We start from the raw sequence: 22,915 nt of genomic DNA on the forward strand, positions 1-22,915 counted from the left end.
GTTGCCGGCCAGCGGCCGGCACTACCCGACCAAAGCCGCATCGAACCGGGCCCGCGCTGGCGCCTACCATGGGGGTCTGTTCCTGATCCTGCCAGGTGCGTGCCGATGACCGCCGATCCCAGCATCCACACCATCGATACCGGCTTCCAGCGTCCCGACTTCGACGCGGCCTACCTCATCGTCGAAAACGGCCGCGCCGCGTTCGTCGACTGCGGCACCGGCCTGTCGGTGCCGGCGATGCTGCAGGCGCTGGCGGACGCCGGCCTGGGCGTGGAAGCGGTGGACTGGCTGCTGCTCACCCACGTGCATCTTGACCACGCCGGGGGCGCCGGCCTGCTGATGCAGCAGCTGCCGAACGCCAGGGCGGTACTGCACCCGCGCGGTGCGCCGCACATGATCGACCCGACCCGGCTGATTGCCGGTGCCACGGCGGTGTACGGCGCCGAGGAAATAGCGCGCAGCTACGGCCGCATCGAGGCGATTCCGGAGACGCGCGTGGTGGTGGCCGAAGACGGGCACCGCATCGATCTGGCCGGCCGCGAGCTGGTGCTGTTGCACACGCCGGGCCATGCGCTGCACCACTACTGCGTGTGGGACGCGCGCAGCCGCAGCTGGTTCACCGGTGATACGTTCGGCATCTCCTACCGCGAGCTGGACAGCGCGCAGGGCGCTTTCATCTTCCCCACCTCGTCGCCGGTGCAGTTCGACCCGGAGGCGATGAAGGCCTCGATCCGGCGCATGCTCGACTACGCGCCGCAGGCGATGTACCTGACCCACTATGGCCGCGTCGAGCAGGTGCAGAAGCTGGCCGACGATCTGTTCGAGCAGATCGATGCGATGGCCACCATCGGCCGCCAGTGCGATGGCCGGCCCGACCGCCATCGCTGCCTGCTGGCCGCGCTGCAGGCGCTGTACCTGGAGCGCGCGCAGCAGCATGGCTGCGCGCTGGACCAGGCCGCGGTGACGGCCGTGCTGGCGATGGACATCGAGCTCAACGCGCAGGGCCTGGCCTGCTGGCTGGACCGCATCAGCAGGTAGATCCACGCCATGCGTGGATGAGGCGAGCCCACGCTGCGCTGCGACGTCATGACCACGTTACACTCTGGTGACTTCCAAGCCTGCCGTGGTATTGCCGTGAATCCGATGCGCGTGTTGCTGCTGTCGTCCTGCCTGTTCGTGGGTGGCCTGGCCCAGGCGGCCAATGACCTGCCCGGCGGCGGCATCGATCCGCAGGCGCTGTCGCGCCATGTGCGCGTGCTGGCATCGGATGAATTCGAGGGCCGCGCGCCGGCCACCGAAGGCGAAGAGCGCACGGTGCAGTACCTGATCGAGCAGTTCCGCAGCTACGGCCTGCAGCCGGGCGGCGTGGACGGCAGCTGGGTGCAGCCGGTGCCGCTGGTGCGTGCGCAGCTGGACGGCGCTGCCAAGGCCAGCCTGTCGCTGAAGGGTGGCACGCGTGCACTGGTGAACGGCGAGGACGTGACCCTGCAGAGCCTGCAGCCGCGCAAGCGCGTGCAGATCAAGGACGCGCCGCTGGTGTTCGTCGGCTACGGCATCGACGCGCCGGAACGCCACTGGAACGACTACAAGGACGTGGACCTGCACGGCAAGATCGCCGTGGTGCTGATCAACGATGCCGATTTCGAGGCCGATGCGCCGGGTGCGTTCGATGGCAAGGCGGTGACCTACTACGGCCGCTGGACCTACAAGTTCGAGGAAGCTGCACGCCGTGGCGCCGAAGGCGTGCTGATCGTGCACGAGACCGCGCCGGCCGCCTACGGCTGGGCCACGGTGAAGAGCTCGGGCACCTCGCCGCTGTTCGACATCGAGCGCGGCCAGGCCGAGGCGATGGCCCAGCACACGCCGCTGCGCGGCTGGATGCAGCGCGAACTGGCCGAGGCGATCTTCGCCGACGCCGGTCTCGATTTCGATGCCGAGAAGCGCAAGGCGATGCGCGCCGACTTCCGCCCGGTGGCGCTGGACAACGCAACGCTGAGCGTGGATTTCGCGCTGAAGCGCGAGCAGGTGGTGACCCGCAACGTGGTGGCCAAGCTGCCCGGCGGCGAGCACGGCGACGAGGCGGTGATCTTCTCGGCGCACTGGGATGCCTTCGGCATCGGCCAGCCCGACGCCAAGGGCGACCGCATCCGTCGCGGTGCGATCGACAACGCCACCGGCGTGGCCACCGTGCTGGAGCTGGGCCGCGTGTTTGCCGCAGGCCCGCAGCCGCAGCGCACGCTGTACTTCGTGGCGCTGACTGCCGAAGAGAAGGGCCTGCTGGGTGCCAGCTACTACGCCGCGCATCCGCTGGCGCCGCTGGACAAGACCGCCGCGGTGCTGAACATTGAGATGTTCAGCCCGGACGGCCCGACCCGCGACATCGCGTCGTGGGGCAAGGGCCGGGTGTCGCTGGAAGGCGACCTGGAGCGCGTGGCCAAGGCCCGCGGCCGCAGCTACAGCCCGGACCCGAACCTGGAGGCGGGCTTCTTCTACCGCGCCGACCACTTCGCGTTCGCCCGCCTGGGCGTGCCGGCGATCACCATCGGCCCGGGCCTGGACAAGCTGGACGGTGGCGTGGAAGCCGGCCGCGCGCTGCGCGAGAAGTACTTCGCCGACTGCTACCACCAGGCCTGCGATGCCTGGACCCCGAGCTGGGACCCGAGTGGCCACGCCGCCGATACCCTGCTGGTCTACGACCTGGGCGCCGAGCTGGCCAACAGCCGCCGTTGGCCGACCTGGGAAAAGGAATCGGAGTTCCGCGGCGCGCGCGACAAGAGCGAAGCCGCCCGCCGCTGAGGTAGTGCCGGCCGCTGGCCGGCAACCTCATGAACCTTCGGAAAGACGGCGTGGTTGCCGGCCAGCGGCCGGCACTACCGTCGCTGGCGCAGCAGCTTCCATGCGCCCCAGCCACTGACGGCGAGCGCTGCCAGATAACACGCCACCATCGTGCGCAGGCCAACCGGCGACCCTGCGTTGATGCCGCGATGCAGGCGCAGCTGCAGTGAGCTGTGGCCGCTGCCCAGGTCTACCGCCAGCTGCAACGCCAGCGCGGCACAGAACACCAGCAGGGCAATCCCGAAGCCGATGCGCGGCCACGCTGCCTGCGCGCCGGGACGGCGCAGCAGCCAGGCCAGTGCCGTGGCTGCCGCCAGCGCCGCCGCGATCCACATCAGTGGCGAGGCGGCAGACGCAGCGGCCACCGGCATTGCACCGGTGGCCGCGATCACTACAGCGCCCTTACTTGCGGGTGCCGTCGAGCCAGTTCGGGCCCTTGTTGGTGAGGAAGAACACATAGACCACCAACGATACCGCGATCGTCGCGGTCACGTAGATGGCGAACCAGTCGACGTGGCCGGTCTTCAGCGCGCCCTGGTACAGCAGCGGGGCGGTGCCACCGAACAGCGAGTTGGCCAGCGCATAGCCCAGGCCCACGCCCAGTGCACGCACGTGGGTGGGGAACAGTTCGGCCTTCACCACCGCGTTGATCGAGGTGTAGCCGGTGAGGATGACGAACGCCATGGCCAGGGTCAGGAAGGCCAGGGTGGCGTCATGCTGGTGCGGCAGCTGGGTGATCAGGTACCAGCTGTACAGCACGCCGCCGACGCCGAAGAACACCAGCAGGGTCTTGCGGCCGATGATGTCCGACAGCCAGCCACCGACCGGCTGCAGCACCATCAGGAACGTCAGCACGCCCAGGTTGATCAGGGTGCCGGTCATCGGGTCGTTGCCGGCGAAGGCGCTCTGGATCATCTTCGGGCCGTTCACCGAGTAGGTGTAGAACGCCACGGTGCCACCGGCGGTGATCAGGAAGCACAGCAGCAGCGGCCGCCACTGGTGCACGAACAGTTCGTACATCGAGCCGGACTTCTGTGCCTTGCCTTCGCGCGCGGCCTCGATGGACGACTCCGACAGCGACTCGTCCATGCCCCGGCGCAGCCAGAACACCACCACCGCGGCGATGCCACCGATGCCGAAGGCGATGCGCCAGCCCCACTCGGAGATTTCCGGCTTGCCCCAGAAGGTCAGCATCAGCAGCAGGGTCAGCTGGGCCAGCACATGGCCACCGACCAGGGTGACGTAGTGGAACGAGGACAGGAAACCGCGGCGGCCGGGAATGGCGGCCTCGGACATGTAGGTGGCACTGGCACCGTACTCACCGCCGGTAGCGAAGCCCTGCAGCAGGCGCGCGAACAGCAGGATGACCGCCGCCCAGATGCCGATGCTGGCCGCGGTGGGCGTGATGGCGATGAGGAAGGAACAGACGGCCATCAGGGTGACCGACACGGTCAACGCCAGGCGGCGGCCGTGGCGGTCGGCGAAGCGGCCGAAGAACCAGGCGCCGATCGGGCGCATCAGGAACGTGGCGGCGAAGATCGCCCAGACGTACATGGTGGAGTTCTTGTCGTCCGGCGAGAAGAACTGCGATTCGAAGTACACGGCGAACACCGAGTACACGTAGACGTCGTACCACTCCACCAGGTTGCCGGCAGAGCCTTTGAGGGTGTTGGAGATCGACCGCCGCAGGGCGGCCCGGTCGTTCGCGGGAACAGCAGGTTGGGACGTGGTGCTCATCTGGGTGGGAATCCTCGATGCGGCGCGTCCGTGCGCAGGGAAAACGGCGCCCGGCCTTGGGGCGGCGCGGCCGGGCAGCCCTCTTGGTACTGCATCGACCGTCAACACGGGGTAGCAGACCAGAGCAGGGTGCATGGATGGATGACAGCGTGCCATCGTCCGGGGTCCCGGACCATACTCAAAACGTCCTAGAATCCGCCTTCCCCCGGCTCCTTGGTGCGTCATGTCGGCTCCCCCCTCTCCGTCTGCGGCTGCCCCCCGGGGTGGCCTTGTCGCGCTGGCACTGCTGCTGGTCTATGTGGTCTGGGGCTCGACCTACCTGGGCATCGCCAAGGCCCTGCACGGCGGCGCGCTGCCGCTGACGATGGTCTCCGGCAGCCGCTTCATCATTGCCGGCGGGGTGATGTACCTGGCGCTGCGCCTGTTCTGGAAGCTGCCCAGGCCGACCCTGCGGCAGTGGCGCAACCTGGTCATCATGGGCGTGACCATGCTGGTGCTGGGCAACGGCATGGTGGTGCTGGCCGAGCGCGAGGTGTCCTCGGGCCTGGCCGCCACGGCCGTGGCCTCGGTGCCGCTGTGGATGGCGCTGTTCTCGGCGCTGCGCGGCCAGCACGCCAGCCGCGGCGAGTGGCTGGGTATCGCCATCGGCTTCCTGGGCGTGGTCTGGCTCAATGCCGGCAGCAGCCTGACCGCATCGCCAACCGGGCTGGTGCTGCTGCTGATCGCACCGGTCGGCTGGGCGTTCGGTTCGGTGTGGGCGCGCGGCCTGGATCTGCCGGGCCCGTTCATGACCGCGGCCGGGCAGATGATCTGCGGCGGCGTGCTGCTGGTGCTGATCGGCCTGGTGGTGGGCGAGCGCCCGACCACGTTGCCCGACACCAGCGGCCTGCTGGCGATGGCCTACCTGTGCGTGTTCGGTTCCATCGTCGCGTTCACCGCTTATGTATGGCTGCTGCAGAACGTGCGCCCGGCGCTCGCGGGCAGCTACGCGTACGTCAACCCGGTGATCGCGGTGCTGCTGGGCGCGCTGCTCAACGGTGAACGGTTCGGCTGGCGCGACCTGCTGGCCATGGCGGTGATTCTTCTGGGCGTGGTGGTGTTGACGATGGCAAGGACGCGAAAGCAATGAGCATGGACGAGAAAGAACAACGCCGGGGCCTGCTGGTCACCGCGTCCACCTTCGTGATCTGGGGGCTGGTGCCGGTGTACTGGCACCTGCTCAATGAAGTGCCCTCGTTCCAGATCATCGCCCACCGCATCATCTGGAGCACGGTGATGGTGCTGGGCTGGCTGCTGATCAGCTCGCGCCTGGGGTGGTGGAAGAAGATTGCGGCGCAGCCGCGCGCGTTGCCGATCCTGCTGGTGTCCAGCCTGACCATTGCCTTCAACTGGGGCCTGTACATCTGGGCAGTCAATGCCGGGCATGTGATCGAGACCAGCCTGGGCTACTTCATCAATCCGCTGGTGAACGTGCTGCTGGGCGTGCTGGTACTGAAGGAACGCCTGCGCCGCCTGCAATGGGTGGCGGTGGCGATGGCGGCGGTGGGCGTGGCCTGGCTGACCATCGATGCCGGCACGCCGCCGTGGATCGCGCTGGGCCTGGCCTGTTCGTTCGGCCTGTACGGGCTGTTGCGCAAGCTGGTCTCGGTCGATCCGGTGGCTGGCCTGGGCGTGGAAAGCCTGTACCTGTTCCTGCCGGCGCTGGCGTTCGCGATCTGGGCCGAGAACGGCCACGGCGGTGCCTTCTTCCATGGCTGGGGCTGGCGCAACGACCTGCTGCTGATCTTCGGCGGTGCGGTCACTGCGGTACCGCTGATCGGCTTTGCCTACGGCGTGAAGCGCATCCCGCTGTCATTGGTCGGCATCCTGCAGTACATCGCGCCGAGCCTGCAGCTGCTGCTGGGCGTGTTCTTCTTCCACGAAGGATTCGATACCGGCAAGGCGATCGGCTTTGCGGCGATCTGGGCCGGCCTGGTGCTGTTTGTCGGCGACAACATCCGCACGATGCGCGTTGCGAAACGATAGCGCCGGGCCAGGCCCGGCGAACACGATGCAGGAAAAAGAACGGCGCCCCGAAGGGCGCCGTTCTGCTTCCATCCACCGCCAGGAGAGAGAGATGGCGGTGGCGGGAACGCGGGTGCAGGCTTAGAAGCGCTGCTGGTACTTCATGTACATGAAGCGGCCGATGTCGAAGCCACCGTAGTAGGTGAAGCTGCTGTTCGGCTGGCTGTACATGGTCGGACCCTGGTGGTTGAACACGTTGTTCACGCCCAGCGACACGGTGCCATCCCACGGCAGGCTGTAACGCACCTGCAGGTCGTGGAAGGTGTTGGAGCCCACCTTGTTGGTCGGCGAGGTGCTGGTGTACGGCGAGTTGAAGTCCGGCAGGTTGCACTCGTCCATGTACGAGCACTTCTCCTTCATGCTGGAGTAGTAGCGCGCGGTCCAGCCGATGCCGAAGTCGCCGTACTGCCAATCCAGGTTGAAGGTGGAGCGCACGCGGAAGTCGCCGCCCCAACCCGTACGCTGTTCCACCGGAGTGGTGACGGCGTTGTCGTTGCGCTGCTCCAGGTAGTCGGTGTAGGTGGTGTTCCAGTTGACGGCGAACTTGCCGAACGTGGTGTCCGGCAGGCGGTAGCGCAGGTTGATGTCATAGCCGGCGGTCTCGCGGAAACCGGCGTTGACCAGCGAGCGGTCCAGGCTGTTGACCTGGCCGTTGCTGCCGCGGGTGAAGCGGCCGCAGGCGGCGTCCGAACCCTGCACGTAGCACTGTTCCAGCAGGTTGGTGGCCGACTCGCCGACGATGGCGTTGTTGATGCGGATCTTCCACCAGTCCAGGCTGACGTCCAGGCCTGGCACGAAGTCCGGGCTGTACACCAGGCCCACGGTCCAGGTCTTGGCGGTTTCCGGCTTCAGTTCCGGGTTGGAACCGGAGCTGAAATCGGTGGTGGCCTGCTGGCCGGGCTTGGTGGCCACGCTGCCATCGCTGTTGAGCTGGCGGAAGTTGGCCGGCACCTTCAGCGCCTGGCAGCGGGCGGCGACGGCAGCGCTGGTGGCGGCGGTACCGAAGGAGGTATCGCACGGATCGGTGAACGCGTCGCGGCTGCTGACGGTGCCACCGTACAGGTCGTCCACGGTGGGCGCACGGAAGCCGGTGCCGTAGGTGGCGCGCACCAGCAGGCTGTCGATCGGCTTCCACTTCAGCCCGAACTTGCTGTTGGTGGTCGAACCGAAGTTGTTGTAATCCGAGTAGCGACCAGCCACGTCCAGCGACAGTTCGCGGGCGAACGGCAGGTCGGCCAGCAGCGGCACCTGCAGTTCCAAGTAGACCTCGTTCAGCGAGTAGTTGCCACGGGTCGGCTGGCCACTGGTACCGGCGATCTCGCCCTTCTGCACCTTCGCATCCGGGGTGTAGCTGGCTTCTTCGCTGCGGTGTTCGACGCCCAGCGCGGCCAGGATGTCGCCGGCCGGCAGGGTGAACAGCGAGCCGGAGATGTTGCCGCTGGCGACCTTGGTGGTGCTCTGCATCTTGTCGACGAAGCGGGTGAACAGGTAGTCCTGCACGTCCTGGTTGCTCAGCGAGCCCGGGCCGGTGTAGCCCATCGGTGCTGCCGGGTTCCACGGCACGCAGCCGGCGATCACCGCGCCCGGCGTACCGCAACGGGCCACGTCGCCATCCATGAAGGACGGGCCGACGGCCAGGTTGACGTGCGGCTGGTACATGCTGCCGGTACCGATGCGCTCGCCTTCATTGCGGTTGTACATGTAGCTGACGTTCCAGTCCCAGTACCGCGAACCGGTTTCGAAGCTGCCTTCCAGGCCGATGCTGGCGCGCTTGGTTTCCAGATTGTTCTCGGTGCCGCGCGGCAGTTCCTCGGTGCGGTGTGCGAACAGCACATCCTGGCCCCACAGGTTGAATGCGCTGTCCTTGGACAGCGCGGCGCGGCTGCCGCTGCGTGCCTGCGCGGCGCTCACCGAGTACGGGTAACCGGCCAGGTGCTTGATCGACTCGCGCTTGCTGTACAGGGCGTCGGCGACGATGCGCAGGTCGTCGGTGATGGAGAAGCCACCGTTGGCGAACACCGAGGTGCGCTCCAGGCCGGTCTGCAGGCTCATGTTCGACTTGGTGTTGGCACCGTCGGCCGGGTCCGGCGCGTGGAAGTTGCCCGCCTTGCTCGGGTCGCCGCCCGGGCCCACGGTCAGGTTCTTGCCACCCACGGTGACGTAGCCCCACGGCGTGTTGCCGTTCAGGCCGTCATTGGGGTGGCGCGGGCCATTCGGGTAACGGCTGAACTCGCGGTCCTTGCCCAGCACCTCCTCTTCCTTGGTGCGCTCGGCGCCGATGCTGAACCAGCCGCGGTCGAAGGTCTTGCCGAAGGTGGCGCTGTAGGAGCGCTTCTGGCCGTCGCCTTCGCCGTACTGGCCGACGTAGGCACTGGCCTGGCCGCCGTCGAAGTTCCTGCGGGTGATGATGTTGACCACGCCGGCGATGGCGTCCGAGCCGTACAGCGCGGAGGCACCGTCGGTCAGCACTTCCACGCGCTCGACAATCGCCGACGGGATCGAGGCCAGATCGGAATAACCGCCGGCGCTGACGCCCATGCGTCGGCCGTCGATCAGCACCAGGCTGCGTTCCGGGCCCAGGTTGCGCAGGCTGACGTACATGCCGCCGAAGTCGCGCGAGGAGGTCAGCGACGAGGCGCGGCTCATGCTGGGCGCGCCTGCTGCAGGAATGTCCTGCAGGATGTCGGCGACGTTGACGTAGCCCTTCTTGTCGATATCGGCGCGGCTGAGCGCGATCACCGGCTGTGCGGTTTCGACACTGGCCTGGCGGATGCGCGAGCCGGTGATTTCGATGCGGTCGAGGTTGGTGGTGGTATCGCCGGCGCTCTGCGCAAAGGCGGGGGTGGTGCAGCTGGCGGCCAGCGCGATCACGATCGCGTTGCGCAGCGGAGTGGTTTTCAGGGACATCCGTGACATCTCGTGTTTCAGGAAAAACAAGCGCCCGTTCTGTGGGCGCGTGGGGTGCTGCAAACCAACGTGGGGGGCCGGATTCTAGAGTGTTTCCATCGGTAACTGTTTGCCTCCGTGCTGCTGCATGCGTGCGAAAATGAATCGCAACCAACAATCCACAGATGCACTGTGCGCAACGTCACGTGCGCTGCGTTTGCAATGGGCAGAGGCATCGATAGCGGCACCAACCCGGCACGCTTGAGGGGTTGCGACAACACGCCGCAGCGCGCGCTTGCATGCAGGCGCGCATCCGTTGCGATGCATCAACCTGCATGAAATGCTCTTCGCGTTGTCGTCGAAAGTGGGAGATGAACGAATGATCCAGCTCGAAGAAGCTCGCCGTCGCGTGCAGGCTGCGCTTGCAAGAGATGATGAGCCGGTTGCCATCACGCATGAGCATGAAGTGGTCGAAGGCTGGCTGTTCTGCTTCCAGTCGCTGCGCTACCTGCAATCCGGCGAAATCTCGGATGCGTTGGCCGGCAATGGACCGATCTTCGTCGACCGGCATACGGGCGAGCAGCACGCGCTGGGAACGGCGTATCCGCCGGAGGAGGTCCTTCGCCAGCACCTGGCCTCGCGCGCCCCGCTGTCTGATGCCGCAGCGGCAGATTTCTGAGTTCGGCAAACGAAAAAGGGACGGAGCCTTCGCTCCGTCCCCCTGCGTGATGCGCGTTGTATCGCTGCGTGATGCTCAGGTTTCGCGCAGTGCGGTGGTGATTGGCAATCGCGCCGCGCGCAGCGCCGGGAACAGGCCGCCGACCAGGCCGATGCCCAATGCCCATTTCAGGCCCGTCCACAGCAGTTCCGGCGACACATGGAACTTGAATACCACCGCGCTGAAATTGCTGCCGATGGTGGACACGCTGTAGCCGTTGAACAGCAGCCACGCCACCGCGCAACCGAGCAGCCCGCCGAGCAGCGCCAGCAGCATCGTCTCCAGCATCACCGCGGTCACTACCGGCAGGCCGCGAAACCCGATCGCACGCATGGTGGCGATCTCGCGCGCACGCGTGGCCACCGCGGCATACATGGTGTTGAGTGCACCAAACACCGCACCCACCGCCATGATCGTGCCGATCACCTTGCCGAGGATGTCGATCAGCTTGGTCAGCCCGCCGCCCTGCTTGCTGTAGTAGACGCGGGTGGTTTCCACGTCCAGCTTCAGCCGCGGGTCGGCGGCGACGGCGGCCTTGAACTGCTCGAAGCCGGCCTTGCCATCGGTACGCACGCTGATCGACTGCCAGGCACTGCGCTGATAGGTGGTGGCCAGCGTATCGGCATCGGTCCACAGTTCCGAATCATGCGCATCGCCGGTGGCGAACACGCCGACCACGGTCCAGGTCTGGTTGCCCAGCGTCAGCGTCCTGCCGACATCCATATCGCGGAACTGGCCGCGTGCGCCCTGGCCGACCACGATCTCGCGCAGGCCGGCGGCGAACCGGCGCCCTTCGATGATCTTGACCTTGTCATGCACGGCCCACGCCTGCGGGCCGACACCACGGAACTGCGCGTTGACGTCGGTGCCATCGGCTTTCGAGACCAGGTTGACCACCTGCGACAGCTCCGGCGACAGCAGTGGCCGGCCCTGCGCATCGCGGCTGATGCCGGGCAGGGTGGACAGCGTGGGCACCTGCTCGCGGGTGATCACCGAGTTGGTCTCGGCCTGCGAGCCGCCGCGCAGCACGATGGCAGTGGTGTCATCGCCGGTGTTGTTGAGCGTGGCCTGGAAGCCTTCGCCCATCGCCAGCATCGCCACCAGCACGCCGACCACGCCGGCGATGCCGACCACGATCACCGAGGAGGCGCCCCAGCGCTGCGGCAGGCTGGCCACCCCGATTCGGGTGGCGGCCAGTGCCAGCCGTCCGCCGCGGGTCAGCAGCAGCCACAGCGCCACCAGTACCGCCACGGCCAGTACGCCGATCCACGGCAGGCTGATCCACAGTACCAGGCCGATCACCAGCAGCAGCACGGTCAGCGCGTTGCCCAGCCACTTCTTGAGTTTGCTCTTGAACATGTCGGTGTCCTCCTCAGCGGCCGGCCAGTGCGTCGACGATCTTCAGGCGCTTGGCACGCAGCGCCGGCAACAAGCCGACGATGATGCCGATCACCACGATCAGGCCCAGCCCCATCAGCCAGGTCGGCGTCGGCACGTGCGGTGGCAGCATGCCCATGCTCTTCGGGCTGATCGCGGGCAGCACCAGTGCGGCCAGGCCCATGCCGATCAGGCCGCCCAGGCCGATCAGCAGCACCGACTCCACCATCACCAGGGTCAGCACGGTGCTGTCCCTGAAGCCCAGCGTCTTCAGCGTGGCCAGTTCCGGCACACGCTCGCGCACCGCCTGCGCCATGGTGTTGCCGGTCAGCAGCAGCAGGGTGAAGAACACCGCGCCCATGATCGAGGTGACGATCATGCCGATGTCGGCGAACTGCTTGACGAAGGCCTGCTGGAACGCCGACTCGGTCTGGGTCTTGGTCTCGTGGTCGGAGTTGGCCGAGATCGCATCGATGGCCTGCGCCACCCGCGAAGAGTGGTCGGGATTGTCCAGCGTCACCGTGTACCAGCTCACCTGGTTCTTGATGTAGTCGTTGGATTCATCGAAGTACTTCCAGTTCATCATCAACTGGCGTTCTTCGTTGGCGGCCAGCGCACGGTCCTTGGAGCGGTAGATGCCCTTCAGTTCCAGCGGCCAGTCGTTGCTGCCGCCGCGCGGGAAGATCGTGGCCTGCAGCGGGATGGTGTCACCGATCTTCCAGCCGAACTGCCTGGCCAGGGTTTCGCCGACGATGGCGCCGGTGCGGGTCTGCTTCCAGTCTTCCAGCTGTGCCGGATCGATCTGCAGCTCGCGGTAGACATCGAAGTAGTTGGGCGACACCGAGAAGTTCGGAAAGAAGTTCTTCGGGTCCTGGTAGATGCCGCCGAACCACATGCCATAGGCCACATCACGCACGCCGGCGACCTGGCGGATCTGGGTCTCCAGGCGGATCGGCAGCGACTGGGTGATCGACAGCCGCGAGGCCACCACCAGCCGGTTGGCGCCTTCCACGCTGCCGCCGGAATTGAAGGCCACGCGCACCGAGTCGAGCATGCCGAACAGCAGGAACGCAGCCACCACCGAGAGCAGGGTCAGCAAGGTACGTGTGCGGCTGCGGAACAGCTGCGCCCACACCAGTGAGAAGTATTTCATCGCGGTGGCCTCCGTCAGTGGGCCAGCGGGGCGTCGGCCAGCTCGCCCTTGTCCAGGTGCACCGTGTGGGTGGCGTACTCGGCCGCCTTCGGGTCATGGGTGACCATGATGATGGTCTTGCCGTGCTCGCGGTTGAGCTGCTGCAGCAGGCCCAGGATCTCTTCGGCGGACTGGCGGTCGAGATCGCCGGTGGGTTCGTCGCAGATCAGGAAGGTGGGGTCGGAGACGATCGCGCGGGCAATCGCCACGCGCTGCTGCTGACCACCGGACAGTTCATTCGGGCGGTGGCTGCGGCGGTCGGCCAGGCCGACCAGGGTCAGTGCGATCTCCGCATTGCGCTTGCGCTGCGCGGCGCTGAGGTGGGTCAGCAGCAGCGGCAGCTCGACGTTCTTCTGCGCGGTCAGCATCGGCATCAGGTTGTAGAACTGGAACACGAAGCCGACATGGTGGCTGCGCCAGGTCGACAGCTGGCCGCCGCTCATCTGGTCGATGCGCTCGCCTTCGATGCTGATCTCGCCGCCACTGGGGTTGTCCAGGCCGCCGATCAGGTTGAGCAGGGTGGTCTTGCCCGAACCGGACGGACCCATCAGTGCGACGAAGTCGCCGCGCGCGATGTCCAGGTCGATGCCGTGCAGTACCTGCACTTTCTCGGGGCCACGCTGGTAGGTCTTGGTGATGTTGCGCAGTGAAACCAGGGTCGACATGGGTGGTTCTCCACGGAAGGCGGGAAACGGGGCAATGCGCCCGCGGTGGCCGCGGGCGTGCGTCGAGCGGTGCTGCCGGCGGCGCGCGGGGGCGCCAGGCCGTTACTGCGCTTGTTTCTGTTGCACCTTGGCGCCATCGCGCAGGGTCTCCGGTGGATTGACCACCACCGACTCGCCCGCGCTCACGCCCTTGAGGATCTGGCGGTCCTTGCCCATCGCCTGGCCGGCCTCGACCGTGCGCTGCTGCACGCGGCTGTCATCGCCCAGCACGAAGGCGACCGTGCTGCTTTCACGCTGCACCACCGCGCCGGCCGGCACGCGCACACCCTGCGGCGTGCTGGCGGCCTGCGGCTGTGCCTGCTCCAGGAAGCTGACCCGCACGCCCATCTCCGGCACGATGCGCGGGTCCTTCACCTTCAGTGCCACGCGCACCTTCACCGTGGCCTTGCCGCGGTCGGCGGTGGGAATGATGGCGATCACCTCGCCCGGAATCTTCCATTCCGGGTAGGCGTTGAGCGTGGCTTCCACCGGCATCTTCGGCTGCACGCGGCCGATGAAGGCCTCGCCGACCTCGACCTCGATCTCCAGCGAGTCCATGTCGACGATGGTGCCGATGCCGGTACGGGTGAAGCCACCGCCGGCCGACAGCGGCGAGACGATTTCGCCCGGTTGCGCCGCCTTGGCGGTGACCACGCCGGAGAACGGCGCGCGTACCACGTTGTTGTCCACGCCGAGGTCGGCGATGGCCAACTGGTCGTGGGCGACCTTGACGTTGCGCTGGGCGGTGTCGAGCTGGGCGCGCAGGCTGTCACGCTGGGCCACGGCCTGGTCGTACTGCGAGCGCGAGACCAGCTGCTGGCCGACCAGCGCCTGCAGGCGGCTGGCTTCGGCCGCGGCCTGCTTCTGCTGCGCTTCCAGCCCGGCGACCTGGCTGCGCGCGGCCTGCAGCTGCGAGGCATACAGGCTGCGCTGCGCGTCGGCATCGATCGGGTCCAGCGTGGCCATGATCTGGCCCTGCTCCACGCGCATGCCTTCCTCGATCATCACCTCGCGCACCTTGCCGGTGATCTTGGCCGAGACTGTGGCCATGCGCCGGGCCACCACGTAGCCGCTGGCGTCGAGCACCGAACTGCTGGCGCTGCCCTGCTGGATGGCCACGGCAGGCGCGGTTTCGACTTCCACGGCCGGCGAGCGGCCGAACAGGAAGGCGACGGCGGCGGCGATCAGCAACACGGCCACGATGATCGCGATCCACAGCCAGCGGCGGCCACCGCCACTGCCGCCGGAGGCAGTCGGCGGCGATTTGCGGTCGATACGGAGTTCCTTCAACAGCTCGGCAGAAGCGTTCATTCGTTCCATCACAGGCGTTCGGGCGGGTGTGGCCGGAAGCGCGAACGGCGGCGGTTCCGGCGAGGGAGCGTGCGGCACAGCATGAAGGCAGGTACGGCGATGATGGCAGTGACAGCTGTCATCCGATGACACTGACGGCGGCAACTGCGAAACGTGACCACGGCGGCACAGGATGGCAACGTCCCCGCTACCGGTACCGCCCATGGATCCGATCGCCCCGTCGCTGGCCCGCCTGCAGCAGGTGCAGGTGCGCTATCGCGACCATACCGCCCTGCATGGCATCGACCTGCAGGTCCGCGCTGGCCAGGTGCTGGCATTGCTGGGCCGCAACGGTGCTGGCAAGAGTACCGCGATCAGCGTGTTGTTGGGCCTGCGCCGGGCCGATGCCGGCGAGGTCGAACTGCTCGGCGGCGACCCGCAGCAGCGCGCCAGCCGACTGGGCCTGGGCGTGATGCTGCAGAGCACCAGCCTGCCGCCGATGCTGCAGGTGGACGAGTTGGTGGCGCAGGCCAGCGCCTGCTATCCCGACCCCATGCCCTTGCCGGAGGTGCTGCAGCGCGCCGGCCTGCAGGCGCTGGCGCGGCGCCGTTACGGCCAGCTGTCCGGTGGCCAGCAGCGTGCCGTGCAGTTCGCCATCGCGATCTGCGGCCGCCCGCGCGTGCTGTTCCTGGACGAGCCCACCACCGGCCTGGACATCCAGGCGCGGCAGGGGATGTGGCAGGCGATCCGGCAGCACGTGGCCGAGGGCTGCGGCGTGCTGCTGACCACCCATTACCTGGAGGAGGCCGAAGCGCTGGCGCAGCAGGTGGTGGTGCTGGAGCAGGGCCGGGTGCTGGCCGACGCGCCGCTGGCCGAACTGCGCCTGGCCGACCGGCCGCGCCGCATCCGCTGCCGCAGCACGCTGCTTGCCGACGACGTGCGGCAGTGGCCCGGCGTGCAGCAGGTGCAGCGCGAGGGCGAGCGCCTGCAGCTGCTGGCCAGCCCGGCCGAGCCGGTGGTGGCGCGCCTGCTGGCCGCCGACGCACAGCTGTGCGAGCTGGAAGTACAGGGCGCGGCGCTGGCCGACGCCTTCCTCGACATGACCCGGGAGGTCGCATGAACACCCTGATCCGTACGCCTGCAGCCGTGCATCCGCGATGGCGCCGCGCCCTGCGGCCCTACGCCGCTGAACTGCAGGCCGAGCTGCGCCGCGCCTGGCGCACGCCCGCGTTCGCGGTGCCGTCGCTGCTGTTCCCGGTGCTGTTCTACCTGCTGTTCGGCGTGCTGCTGGGGCGGGGTCATGCGCCGCTGTACCTGCTGGCCACCTACTGCGTGTTCGGCGCGATGGCGCCGGCCCTGTTCGGCTTCGGCGTGCAGCTCGCGCTGGACCGCGAAGGCGGCCTGCTGACCCTCAAGCGCGCGCTGCCGATGCCGGCGGCGGCACCATTGCTGGCACGGCTGGCGATGGCCGTGATGTTCGCGCTGCTGGTGGGCGCGTTGTTGATCGGCGTGGCGCGCGTGCTGGGTGGCGTGCACCTGCATCCTGCGCAGGTGCTGCAGCTGCTGGCGGTGGCCGGCCTGGCCGCGCTGCCGCTGGGGGCGATCGGCCTGCTGATCGGCAGCCATGTCAGCGCCAGTGCGGCGCCGGCGATGGTCAACCTGGTCTACCTGCCGCTGGCCCTGCTGTCGGGGCTGTGGCTGCCGCTGTCGGCGCTGCCTGCGCTGTTCTCGACGCTGGCACCGCTGTGGCCGACCTGGCATCTGGCGCAGCTGGCGCTGCCGGTGGTCGGGCTGCCGTCGGCCGGCAGCATCGGCGGCCATCTGCTGGTGCTGCTGGCGGTGACCGTGGTGGCGTTGCTGCTGGCGCGCCGCCGCCTGCGCCGGATCGGCTGAACTGGCATGATCGGCAACGTTCGTCCCCGCCTGGATCCTCCCGTGTCGTCGAGCTGGCTTGCGTCCCTGCTGCGCCCTGCGCCGGATTCGGCCGTGGCCGAACTGCTGCGACGTGGCAAGTCGCCCTGGAGCGGCGCGATCCACCTGCTGTGGTCGGTATGGATCTTCCTCACCCCGGTGCTGGGCAATGGCTTCACGCTGCGCTGGCTGCTGCTGACCCTGGTCAGCTATCCGCTGTTCCTGCTGCTCTACGCCAGGGTGATGCTGGCGCCACGGCACCATGGGTGGCGCTATGCGCTGGGCATGATCGTGCTGGCGCTGGTGCTGCTGCCCTGGTACCCCTCGGGACTGAGCTACTTTGTGTTCGGCTGCGTGATGATCCGCATGAGCGGGCGCAGCAGCTGGTGGGCGTACCTGCTGCAGCTGACCGGGCTGAACCTGCTGTTCTGCGGCACCGCGCTGTACTTCGGCTATCCGTGGCAGGCCATGGTGTGGATGCCGGCGGTGTCGTTCATTGTCGGGCTGGTGGTGAACGTGGAGGCCCTGAGCCAGCAGCGCGACGTTGCCCTGCAGCTGTCGCAGGACGAAGTACGGCGGCTGGCGACCACCGCCGAGCGCGAACGCATCGGCCGTGACCTGCATGACCTGCTCGGCCACACCCTGTCGCTGATCACGTTGAAGCTGGAGCTGGCGCGCAAGCTGCACGACCGTGGCGACGCGCGCGCGCGGCAGGAGATCGGCGAGGCCGAGGCGATCGCCCGCGAGGCGCTGGCACAGGTCCGTAGTGCGGTGACCGGCATCCGCGCCAGTGACCTGGCCGGCGAGCTGGCTTCGGCGCGCCTGCTGCTGGAATGCCAGCAGGTGCACCTGCAGTACGCGACGCCGCCACCGATGCCGGTGGACGTGGAACGTGGACTGGCGCTGGTGCTGCGCGAAGCGGCAACCAATATCGTGCGCCATGCGCAGGCGACCCGGGTGCAGGTGGATTTCATGCTTGAGGAACGACAGTTGGCGATGCAGATACGCGATGACGGGCGCGGTGGCGTGCAGGCCGAGGGCAATGGACTGTGTGGCATGCGCGAACGGGCGGCGGCGCTGGGTGGCCAGTTGACGCTGCAGTCTCCGCGCGGAGAAGGCACGGTACTGACCGTGCGCGTGCCGCTGGTGGCCGCCAGCACGCCGTTGCCGCCGGCGTCATTGGCGCCGGGCGGTGCGGCATGATCCGCATCCTGCTGGCCGAAGACCAGGCGATGGTACGGGGTGCGTTGTCGGCGCTGCTGGGGCTGGAGCCTGATATCGAGGTACTGGGCAGCGCCGCCGACGGCGAAGCCGCATGGCGGATGCTGCAGCAGCTGAAGCCGGACATCCTGGTGACCGACATCGAGATGCCGGGTCTGTCCGGGCTGGAACTGGCGCAGCGCATCGCCCGCCATGAGTTGCCGATCAAGGTGGTGATCGTGACCACCTTCGCCCGCGCCGGCTTCCTGCGCCGCGCGTTGGAGGCCGGCGTGCTGGGCTACCTGTTGAAGGACGCACCGGCCGAGAATCTGGCCGACGCACTGCGCAAGGTGAACCAGGGCATCCGCGCGATCGACCCGCAGCTGGCGCTGGATGCGTGGTCGCAGGCCGACCCGCTGACCGACCGCGAGCGCCGGGTGCTGCGGCTGGCGGGCGAGGGCCGTACGGCCAGCGAGATTGCCGAGCAGCTGGGGTTGTCGCACGGTACGGTGCGCAATTACCTGTCCGAGTGCATCGGCAAGCTGGGCGTGGCCAATCGCATCGAGGCGTATCGGCTGGCGCGGCAGAAGGGGTGGTTGTAGGGGATCATTTCCGCGACCGCGGAGGGGTGTCACTTTCTTTGCTCGTGCAAAGAAAGTAACCAAAGAAACACGCCGCCGGGCCGCGAGCCGGTGCTGCGCACCGGTGCCCTGCGCTTCTCGGGAAATCAGGGGACGGCGCCGAACTCGCTGCGCTCAGACACCGGCGCCTCTTCGCCCCTGATTCCCCTGCGATGCTCGGCTCGCTCAAGGCGGACCCAAGGTCAAATGCCACAGCTGCACCCAGTGGAACCACGCCATGGGTGGATGCTGTTGCCGTTGATCTTGACCTTCCAGTCCGCCTTGAGCGCAGGGCACCGACGTGCGAAGCACGCCGGCTCGCGGCCGGCGGAGCGATTCTTTGGTTACTTTCTTGATGGCGCACATCCATGTGCGCCACCCTACGGGCCGGCTGCGCCGTTCCGCGCTGCTCCTGCAGCGCGGTGCACGAGCAAAGAAAGTGACACCTCCCCGCAGGCGCGGAAACGATCCGCCGGGAACTCCCGGCGAACCCGATCAATCCTTCCCGCGCGCCATCGCCTGGAACACCCCGTCACGCCGCACCCACAGGTGGAACAGCGCCGCCCCCACGTGCATCAGCACCGTGGCGAACAATACATAGGCCAGCAGGCTGTGCGCGTTGCGCAGCGCGGCATACAGCGCCGGGGTGTGCGGCACGATCGGCGGCAGGTGCAGGCCACCCCACAGCACGATCGGGTAACCCCCGGCCGACAGCATCGCCCAGCCGATCAGCGGCATCGCCAGCATCAGCGCGTACAGCATCCAATGCGACGCCTTGGCCGCCATCACCTGCCACACCGGCAGATCGGCCGGCAGCGGCGGCGGGCGATGGCGCAGCCGGTTATACAGGCGCAGCAGCACCAGCAGCAGGATCGCGATGCCCAGTGGACGGTGCAGGTCGATCAGCACCGGACGCAGATGCAGCGAGGCGACCATGGTCACGCCGATGAACAGCATGGCGATGATCATCAGCGCCATGGACCAGTGCAGTACCCGCGCCAGCAGGTTGAAGTGGCCATTGCCGGTGCTCATCGTGCGGCCTCCTTCGGTTGCTCCACGTTGCCGCTGGCGCGCTCGCGCTCGCGGCGGTTGAACGACTGCGAGTACACGGCCGAGCGTGCGGCCAGGATCGGATCGTCGCTGCCGCGCACGCCGCTGGGCAGGATCAGCGGATCGAAGTTGATCTGTCCGCAGGCGCCTTCTTCCTGCGACTGCATGCGGTCCAGGCTGAGCACGCCGGCCACCCCCTGTTCACGCGACTCGGGCCACGCGACCGATGGATCATCGATGGCGTCGCCGGGCTCGGCGGTGCTGACGACCAGGTTCCAGCGCACCGGACCGCTGGCCAGGCGCTGCTGCAGTTCCTGGCTGAGGAAATCGACGCTGGCCTGCTTGCGCGTTTCGGCGTCCATTTCCACCACCGGTGCCTGCGGCTGCCAGCGCCAGCGCACCGCGCGCTTCTGGCCCTGCGCGTTGGTGAACCAGAAGCTGTTGACGCTGTTGAAGGTAGTGTCGGCCCAGCTGCTGGTCCACGGCGCGGTCTTGGCCCATTGCTGGAAGGCCTGTGCACTGGGGTACTTCGCCAGCACGGCCGCCATCTTCTGCGGGTCGGGCTTGCCGGTGGCCGGGTCGGGAATGGAGGCGCGGGTCTGCTCGAAGAACGCCTCGGCATCGGGAACGGCGAAGAACGGGAAGCTGTTCATCGCCATCCGCCACTCCTGGCCGTCATCGCTGACCAACTGCACCGCCAGGCTGCGCACGCGCGCGGTGTTGTCGGCACCGTAGGGATCGCCGCCGCCGATCGACAGCCGCCCCATCACCGGCACGCGCGGTTGCGAGAACATCCGTGCGCTGGACAGCGTCGGCGCCTGCGCGCTCGGTTCGAACCAGCCGCTCACGCAGATGCCCTTGCTGTGCGCACGGCGGAAGCCTGGATGCGCCGGGCCGGTGGCTTCGATGGTGTCGGTGAAGCGCTGCGCGGTCAGGCGGTTGCCGATCCAGCCGGCCAGCCAGGCGAAGGTCAGTGCGACGGCACCCAGGATGAGCGCGATCAGTGCGATCCAGAGCAGTGGCGAATGCCTGCGCGGTGCGCCCGGCGCCTGGCCGGCGCGGGTATAGCGGAAGAGCGACATGGTCGGGTTCCTGCCTTCACGGAGCGTGTGGGTGGTCGACCCGCACATCCTCGCAGAACCCTTCCAGGCCCGGTATTCAAATTTTCGTCAAGTTTGCCGGGGACGGCGTGCCGACCAGGGTCGGCACCCACCCGATCAGCTGTAGCGCGCCTTCAGCATCGCCCATGCCGAGCGCAGCGCCAGCGCTTCGCCACCGGCCGGACGGCCCGGTCGCTCGCCGTCGTTCCAGGCATAGACGTCCAGATGCGCCCAGCGCTGGCCGTCTTCCAGGAAACGTTCCAGGTACAGCGCGGCAGTGACCGAGCCGGCCATGCGCGAACCGGCATTGGCCAGGTCCGCGATGCCACTGGTCAGGTAACGCAGGTAGGGGCGCCACAGCGGCATGCGCCAGACCGGGTCGCGGGTCGCATCGCCGGCCTGCAGCCACTGCTGGGCCACGCTGTCATCGTTGCTGAACAGTGCCGGCAGGTCCGGGCCCAACGCGATGCGTGCGGCACCGGTGAGGGTGGCGAAGTCCAGCACCAGGTCGGGTTTCTGCTCGCTGGCAAAGGTCAGCGCGTCGCACAGGATCACGCGGCCTTCGGCGTCGGTGTTGTCGATCTCCACGCTCAGGCCCTTGCGCGTGGCGATGACTTCGCCCGGGCGGAAGGCATCCGGGCCGATCGCGTTTTCCACCGCCGGCACCAGCAGGGTCAGCCGCACCGGCAGCCCGCGGGCCATCACCAGGCCGGCCAGGGCCAGCGCGTGCGCGGCGCCGCCCATGTCCTTCTTCATGTTGCGCATGCCGTCGGCCGGCTTGATGTCCAGGCCGCCGGTGTCGAAGCACACGCCCTTGCCGACCAGCACCAGCGCCGGGTCGGTGTCCTTGCCCCAGCGCAGCACGACCAGGCGCGGCGCGCGGTGCGAGGCGCGGCCCACGGCATGGATGGCCGGGAAGTTCTGCTTCAGCAGCGCATCGCCGGTGATCGCCTCGACCTCGGCGCCATGCGCATCGGCCAGCGCACGTGCGGCGTCTTCCAGCTGCTGCGGACCCATGTCCTCGGTCGGGGTGTTGACCCAGTCACGCACGCGCAGGCTGGCGGTGATCAGGTCGGCCGCTTCGCCGGTGGGGGTGGCCACCAGCTGCGCCGGCGCACGGTGGCGCTTGCGGTAGCGGTCGAAGCGGTAGCTGCCCAGGCCCCAGCCGAGCTGCATCAGCGCCTGTTCGGCGGCCGGCAGTTCGCTGGCCAGCTGCCACACGCTGCCTTCCGGCAGGGCGTGCGGAGCGTGCGAGTAGCTGTAGGCGTCGGCGCGATCACCGACGCCGATCACCGCACCGGCCAGGCCGTCGGCACCGGGCAGCAGCGCGGTGCTGAAGGCGCCGGCAGTAAACCCCTGCGATGCCAGCCAGGCCTGGGTGGCGGCCGGCTGGCCGTCCTTCCAGGCCGCGAACTGCTCGCGGTCCAGCACGTACAGCGGCAGCGCCGCGGTGGCGTCGGTGGTGAAACCAGTGATCTCGCTCATGCGTCAGATACTCCGGGGTGCGGCAGCGTCGAGGTTGGCATCCAACCAGTCGGCCAGGCCGGTGAGGGTGTCGAACTGCAGGTCCGGCTGCAGCTGCGGATGGGTCCAGGTGGCGGCTTCACGGTTGATCCAGCATCCGCGCAGGCCTGCGGCGATCGCGCCGGCCACGTCCATCTCGGCATGGTCGCCGACATGCAGCACCTGTGCCGGCGCCACACCCAGGCGGCTGCAGGCGGCGTGGAAGATGCTGGCCTCGGGCTTGGCCGCGCCGTGCTCGCGCGCGCCCAGCTGGAAGGCGAAATGATGGGCCAGGCCGATCCGTTCCAGATCGGCATTGCCATTGCTCAGCGCCGCCACCGGCACCCGCGCGGCAATCCGCGCCAGTGCCTCGATCGCATCGGGGTAGCACTCCACCTGGTTGCGCGCGGCGTAGAACACTTCATACGCCGGCTCCAGCAGGTCGAGGCTGGCGCCGCTGCCGTGCAGGGCTTCGTGCAGGGTCAGCCGGCGCAGAGCGCTCAGGTCGTGATGGAGGTGCGGATGGGCGTGGTACAGGCGCTCGCGCAGTTCGCGCATCGCTGCCACCGGATACATCGCGGCGGTGGCGGGGCTGTGTTCACGCATCCACTCGTGCAGGACCAGGTCGATGCGGGCGCCGATCGGAGCGAACGGCCACAGCGTGTCGTCAAGGTCGAGGGTGATGGCTTGGACGGGGAAATTCACCCCGCCATTCTACGCCTGCCCGC

At 68.0% G+C, this 22,915-nt stretch carries 20 protein-coding genes; 9 read left to right on the forward strand and 11 right to left on the reverse strand.

Annotation, left to right across the window (positions count from 1 at the left end; all coding sequences use genetic code 11):
• The first annotated feature begins 105 nt into the window (after positions 1-105).
• Both AC5P7U_RS07180 and AC5P7U_RS07185 read left to right on the forward strand, forming a co-directional pair.
• Positions 106-1,038, forward strand: coding sequence for an MBL fold metallo-hydrolase (locus AC5P7U_RS07180; RefSeq protein WP_004153782.1), 933 nt, complete (start codon positions 106-108; stop codon positions 1,036-1,038).
• Between the two features lie 105 nt (positions 1,039-1,143).
• On the forward strand, positions 1,144-2,796 hold the full coding sequence (locus tag AC5P7U_RS07185; RefSeq protein WP_279944517.1) for a M28 family metallopeptidase: 1,653 nt from the start codon (positions 1,144-1,146) through the stop codon (positions 2,794-2,796).
• 74 nt (positions 2,797-2,870) lie between these two features.
• Here AC5P7U_RS07185 and AC5P7U_RS07190 read toward each other — a convergent pair whose 3' ends face one another.
• Positions 2,871-3,170, reverse strand: a complete 300-nt coding sequence (locus AC5P7U_RS07190) for a hypothetical protein (protein WP_049456605.1) — start codon at positions 3,168-3,170, stop codon at positions 2,871-2,873.
• A 67-nt stretch (positions 3,171-3,237) separates the two neighbouring features.
• Positions 3,238-4,572 (reverse strand): MFS transporter, encoded by a 1,335-nt coding sequence (locus tag AC5P7U_RS07195; protein ID WP_008265793.1) that lies wholly within the window; start codon positions 4,570-4,572, stop codon positions 3,238-3,240.
• A gap of 223 nt (positions 4,573-4,795) precedes the next feature.
• Here AC5P7U_RS07195 and yedA point away from each other — a divergent pair, with 223 nt between their 5' ends.
• Together yedA and rarD are read left to right on the forward strand one after the other, a co-directional pair.
• Positions 4,796-5,701: a drug/metabolite exporter YedA gene (gene yedA, locus AC5P7U_RS07200; protein ID WP_495220920.1), complete on the forward strand. Its 906-nt coding sequence runs from the start codon at positions 4,796-4,798 to the stop codon at positions 5,699-5,701.
• Entirely contained in the window at positions 5,698-6,597 is a 900-nt protein-coding gene (rarD, locus tag AC5P7U_RS07205; protein ID WP_308308041.1) for an EamA family transporter RarD, read from the forward strand. The genes yedA and rarD overlap by 4 nt, the downstream gene beginning before the upstream one ends.
• Before the next feature lie 120 nt (positions 6,598-6,717).
• On the opposite strand, the gene AC5P7U_RS07210 is transcribed toward rarD, so the two are convergent.
• The gene (locus AC5P7U_RS07210; RefSeq protein WP_414555229.1) at positions 6,718-9,543 is read right to left on the reverse strand and encodes a TonB-dependent receptor; all 2,826 of its coding nucleotides are present in this window, start codon (positions 9,541-9,543) and stop codon (positions 6,718-6,720) included.
• A gap of 274 nt (positions 9,544-9,817) precedes the next feature.
• On the opposite strand from AC5P7U_RS07210, the gene AC5P7U_RS07215 reads away from it, so the two are divergent.
• Positions 9,818-10,201: a YrhB domain-containing protein gene (locus AC5P7U_RS07215; RefSeq protein WP_495220921.1), complete on the forward strand. Its 384-nt coding sequence runs from the start codon at positions 9,818-9,820 to the stop codon at positions 10,199-10,201.
• 75 nt (positions 10,202-10,276) lie between these two features.
• On the opposite strand, the gene AC5P7U_RS07220 is transcribed toward AC5P7U_RS07215, so the two are convergent.
• The 4 genes from AC5P7U_RS07220 to AC5P7U_RS07235 form a co-directional block, all read right to left on the reverse strand.
• Complete coding sequence (locus AC5P7U_RS07220; RefSeq protein ID WP_004153797.1) at positions 10,277-11,599, reverse strand: ABC transporter permease; 1,323 nt, start codon at positions 11,597-11,599, stop codon at positions 10,277-10,279.
• 13 nt (positions 11,600-11,612) lie between these two features.
• On the reverse strand, positions 11,613-12,770 hold the full coding sequence (locus AC5P7U_RS07225; RefSeq protein WP_197563502.1) for an FtsX-like permease family protein: 1,158 nt from the start codon (positions 12,768-12,770) through the stop codon (positions 11,613-11,615).
• 14 nt (positions 12,771-12,784) lie between these two features.
• Positions 12,785-13,474, reverse strand: coding sequence for an ABC transporter ATP-binding protein (locus AC5P7U_RS07230; protein WP_004153799.1), 690 nt, complete (start codon positions 13,472-13,474; stop codon positions 12,785-12,787).
• Positions 13,475-13,576: 102 nt separating this feature from the next.
• Positions 13,577-14,824: an efflux RND transporter periplasmic adaptor subunit gene (locus tag AC5P7U_RS07235; RefSeq protein ID WP_308308043.1), complete on the reverse strand. Its 1,248-nt coding sequence runs from the start codon at positions 14,822-14,824 to the stop codon at positions 13,577-13,579.
• Between the two features lie 202 nt (positions 14,825-15,026).
• Here AC5P7U_RS07235 and AC5P7U_RS07240 point away from each other — a divergent pair, with 202 nt between their 5' ends.
• The 4 genes from AC5P7U_RS07240 to AC5P7U_RS07255 are packed head-to-tail and all read left to right on the forward strand — an operon-like array spanning position 15,027 to position 18,516.
• Positions 15,027-15,923, forward strand: a complete 897-nt coding sequence (locus AC5P7U_RS07240) for an ABC transporter ATP-binding protein (protein ID WP_308308044.1) — start codon at positions 15,027-15,029, stop codon at positions 15,921-15,923.
• Positions 15,920-16,696: an ABC transporter permease gene (locus tag AC5P7U_RS07245; RefSeq protein ID WP_197563508.1), complete on the forward strand. Its 777-nt coding sequence runs from the start codon at positions 15,920-15,922 to the stop codon at positions 16,694-16,696. Before AC5P7U_RS07240 ends, AC5P7U_RS07245 begins: the two co-directional genes overlap by 4 nt.
• Before the next feature lie 6 nt (positions 16,697-16,702).
• Entirely contained in the window at positions 16,703-17,917 is a 1,215-nt protein-coding gene (locus AC5P7U_RS07250) for a sensor histidine kinase (protein WP_495220923.1), read from the forward strand.
• A complete protein-coding gene (locus tag AC5P7U_RS07255) occupies positions 17,914-18,516 on the forward strand; it encodes a response regulator transcription factor (protein ID WP_008268231.1) in 603 nt (200 codons plus the stop codon). Before AC5P7U_RS07250 ends, AC5P7U_RS07255 begins: the two co-directional genes overlap by 4 nt.
• Positions 18,517-19,029: 513 nt before the next feature.
• Here AC5P7U_RS07255 and AC5P7U_RS07260 read toward each other — a convergent pair.
• The 4 genes from AC5P7U_RS07260 to AC5P7U_RS07275 form a co-directional block, all read right to left on the reverse strand.
• A complete protein-coding gene (locus tag AC5P7U_RS07260; RefSeq protein WP_004153827.1) occupies positions 19,030-19,566 on the reverse strand; it encodes a cytochrome b in 537 nt (178 codons plus the stop codon).
• A complete protein-coding gene (locus tag AC5P7U_RS07265; protein ID WP_495220924.1) occupies positions 19,563-20,666 on the reverse strand; it encodes a catalase family peroxidase in 1,104 nt (367 codons plus the stop codon). The genes AC5P7U_RS07260 and AC5P7U_RS07265 overlap by 4 nt, the downstream gene beginning before the upstream one ends.
• Before the next feature lie 135 nt (positions 20,667-20,801).
• On the reverse strand, positions 20,802-22,169 hold the full coding sequence (locus AC5P7U_RS07270) for a leucyl aminopeptidase family protein (protein ID WP_053509532.1): 1,368 nt from the start codon (positions 22,167-22,169) through the stop codon (positions 20,802-20,804).
• A gap of 3 nt (positions 22,170-22,172) precedes the next feature.
• Positions 22,173-22,892: an HAD family hydrolase gene (locus tag AC5P7U_RS07275; protein WP_197563514.1), complete on the reverse strand. Its 720-nt coding sequence runs from the start codon at positions 22,890-22,892 to the stop codon at positions 22,173-22,175.
• Positions 22,893-22,915: the final 23 nt, after the last annotated feature.

Source organism: Stenotrophomonas sp. YJH_SMC_57 (assembly GCF_059369755.1).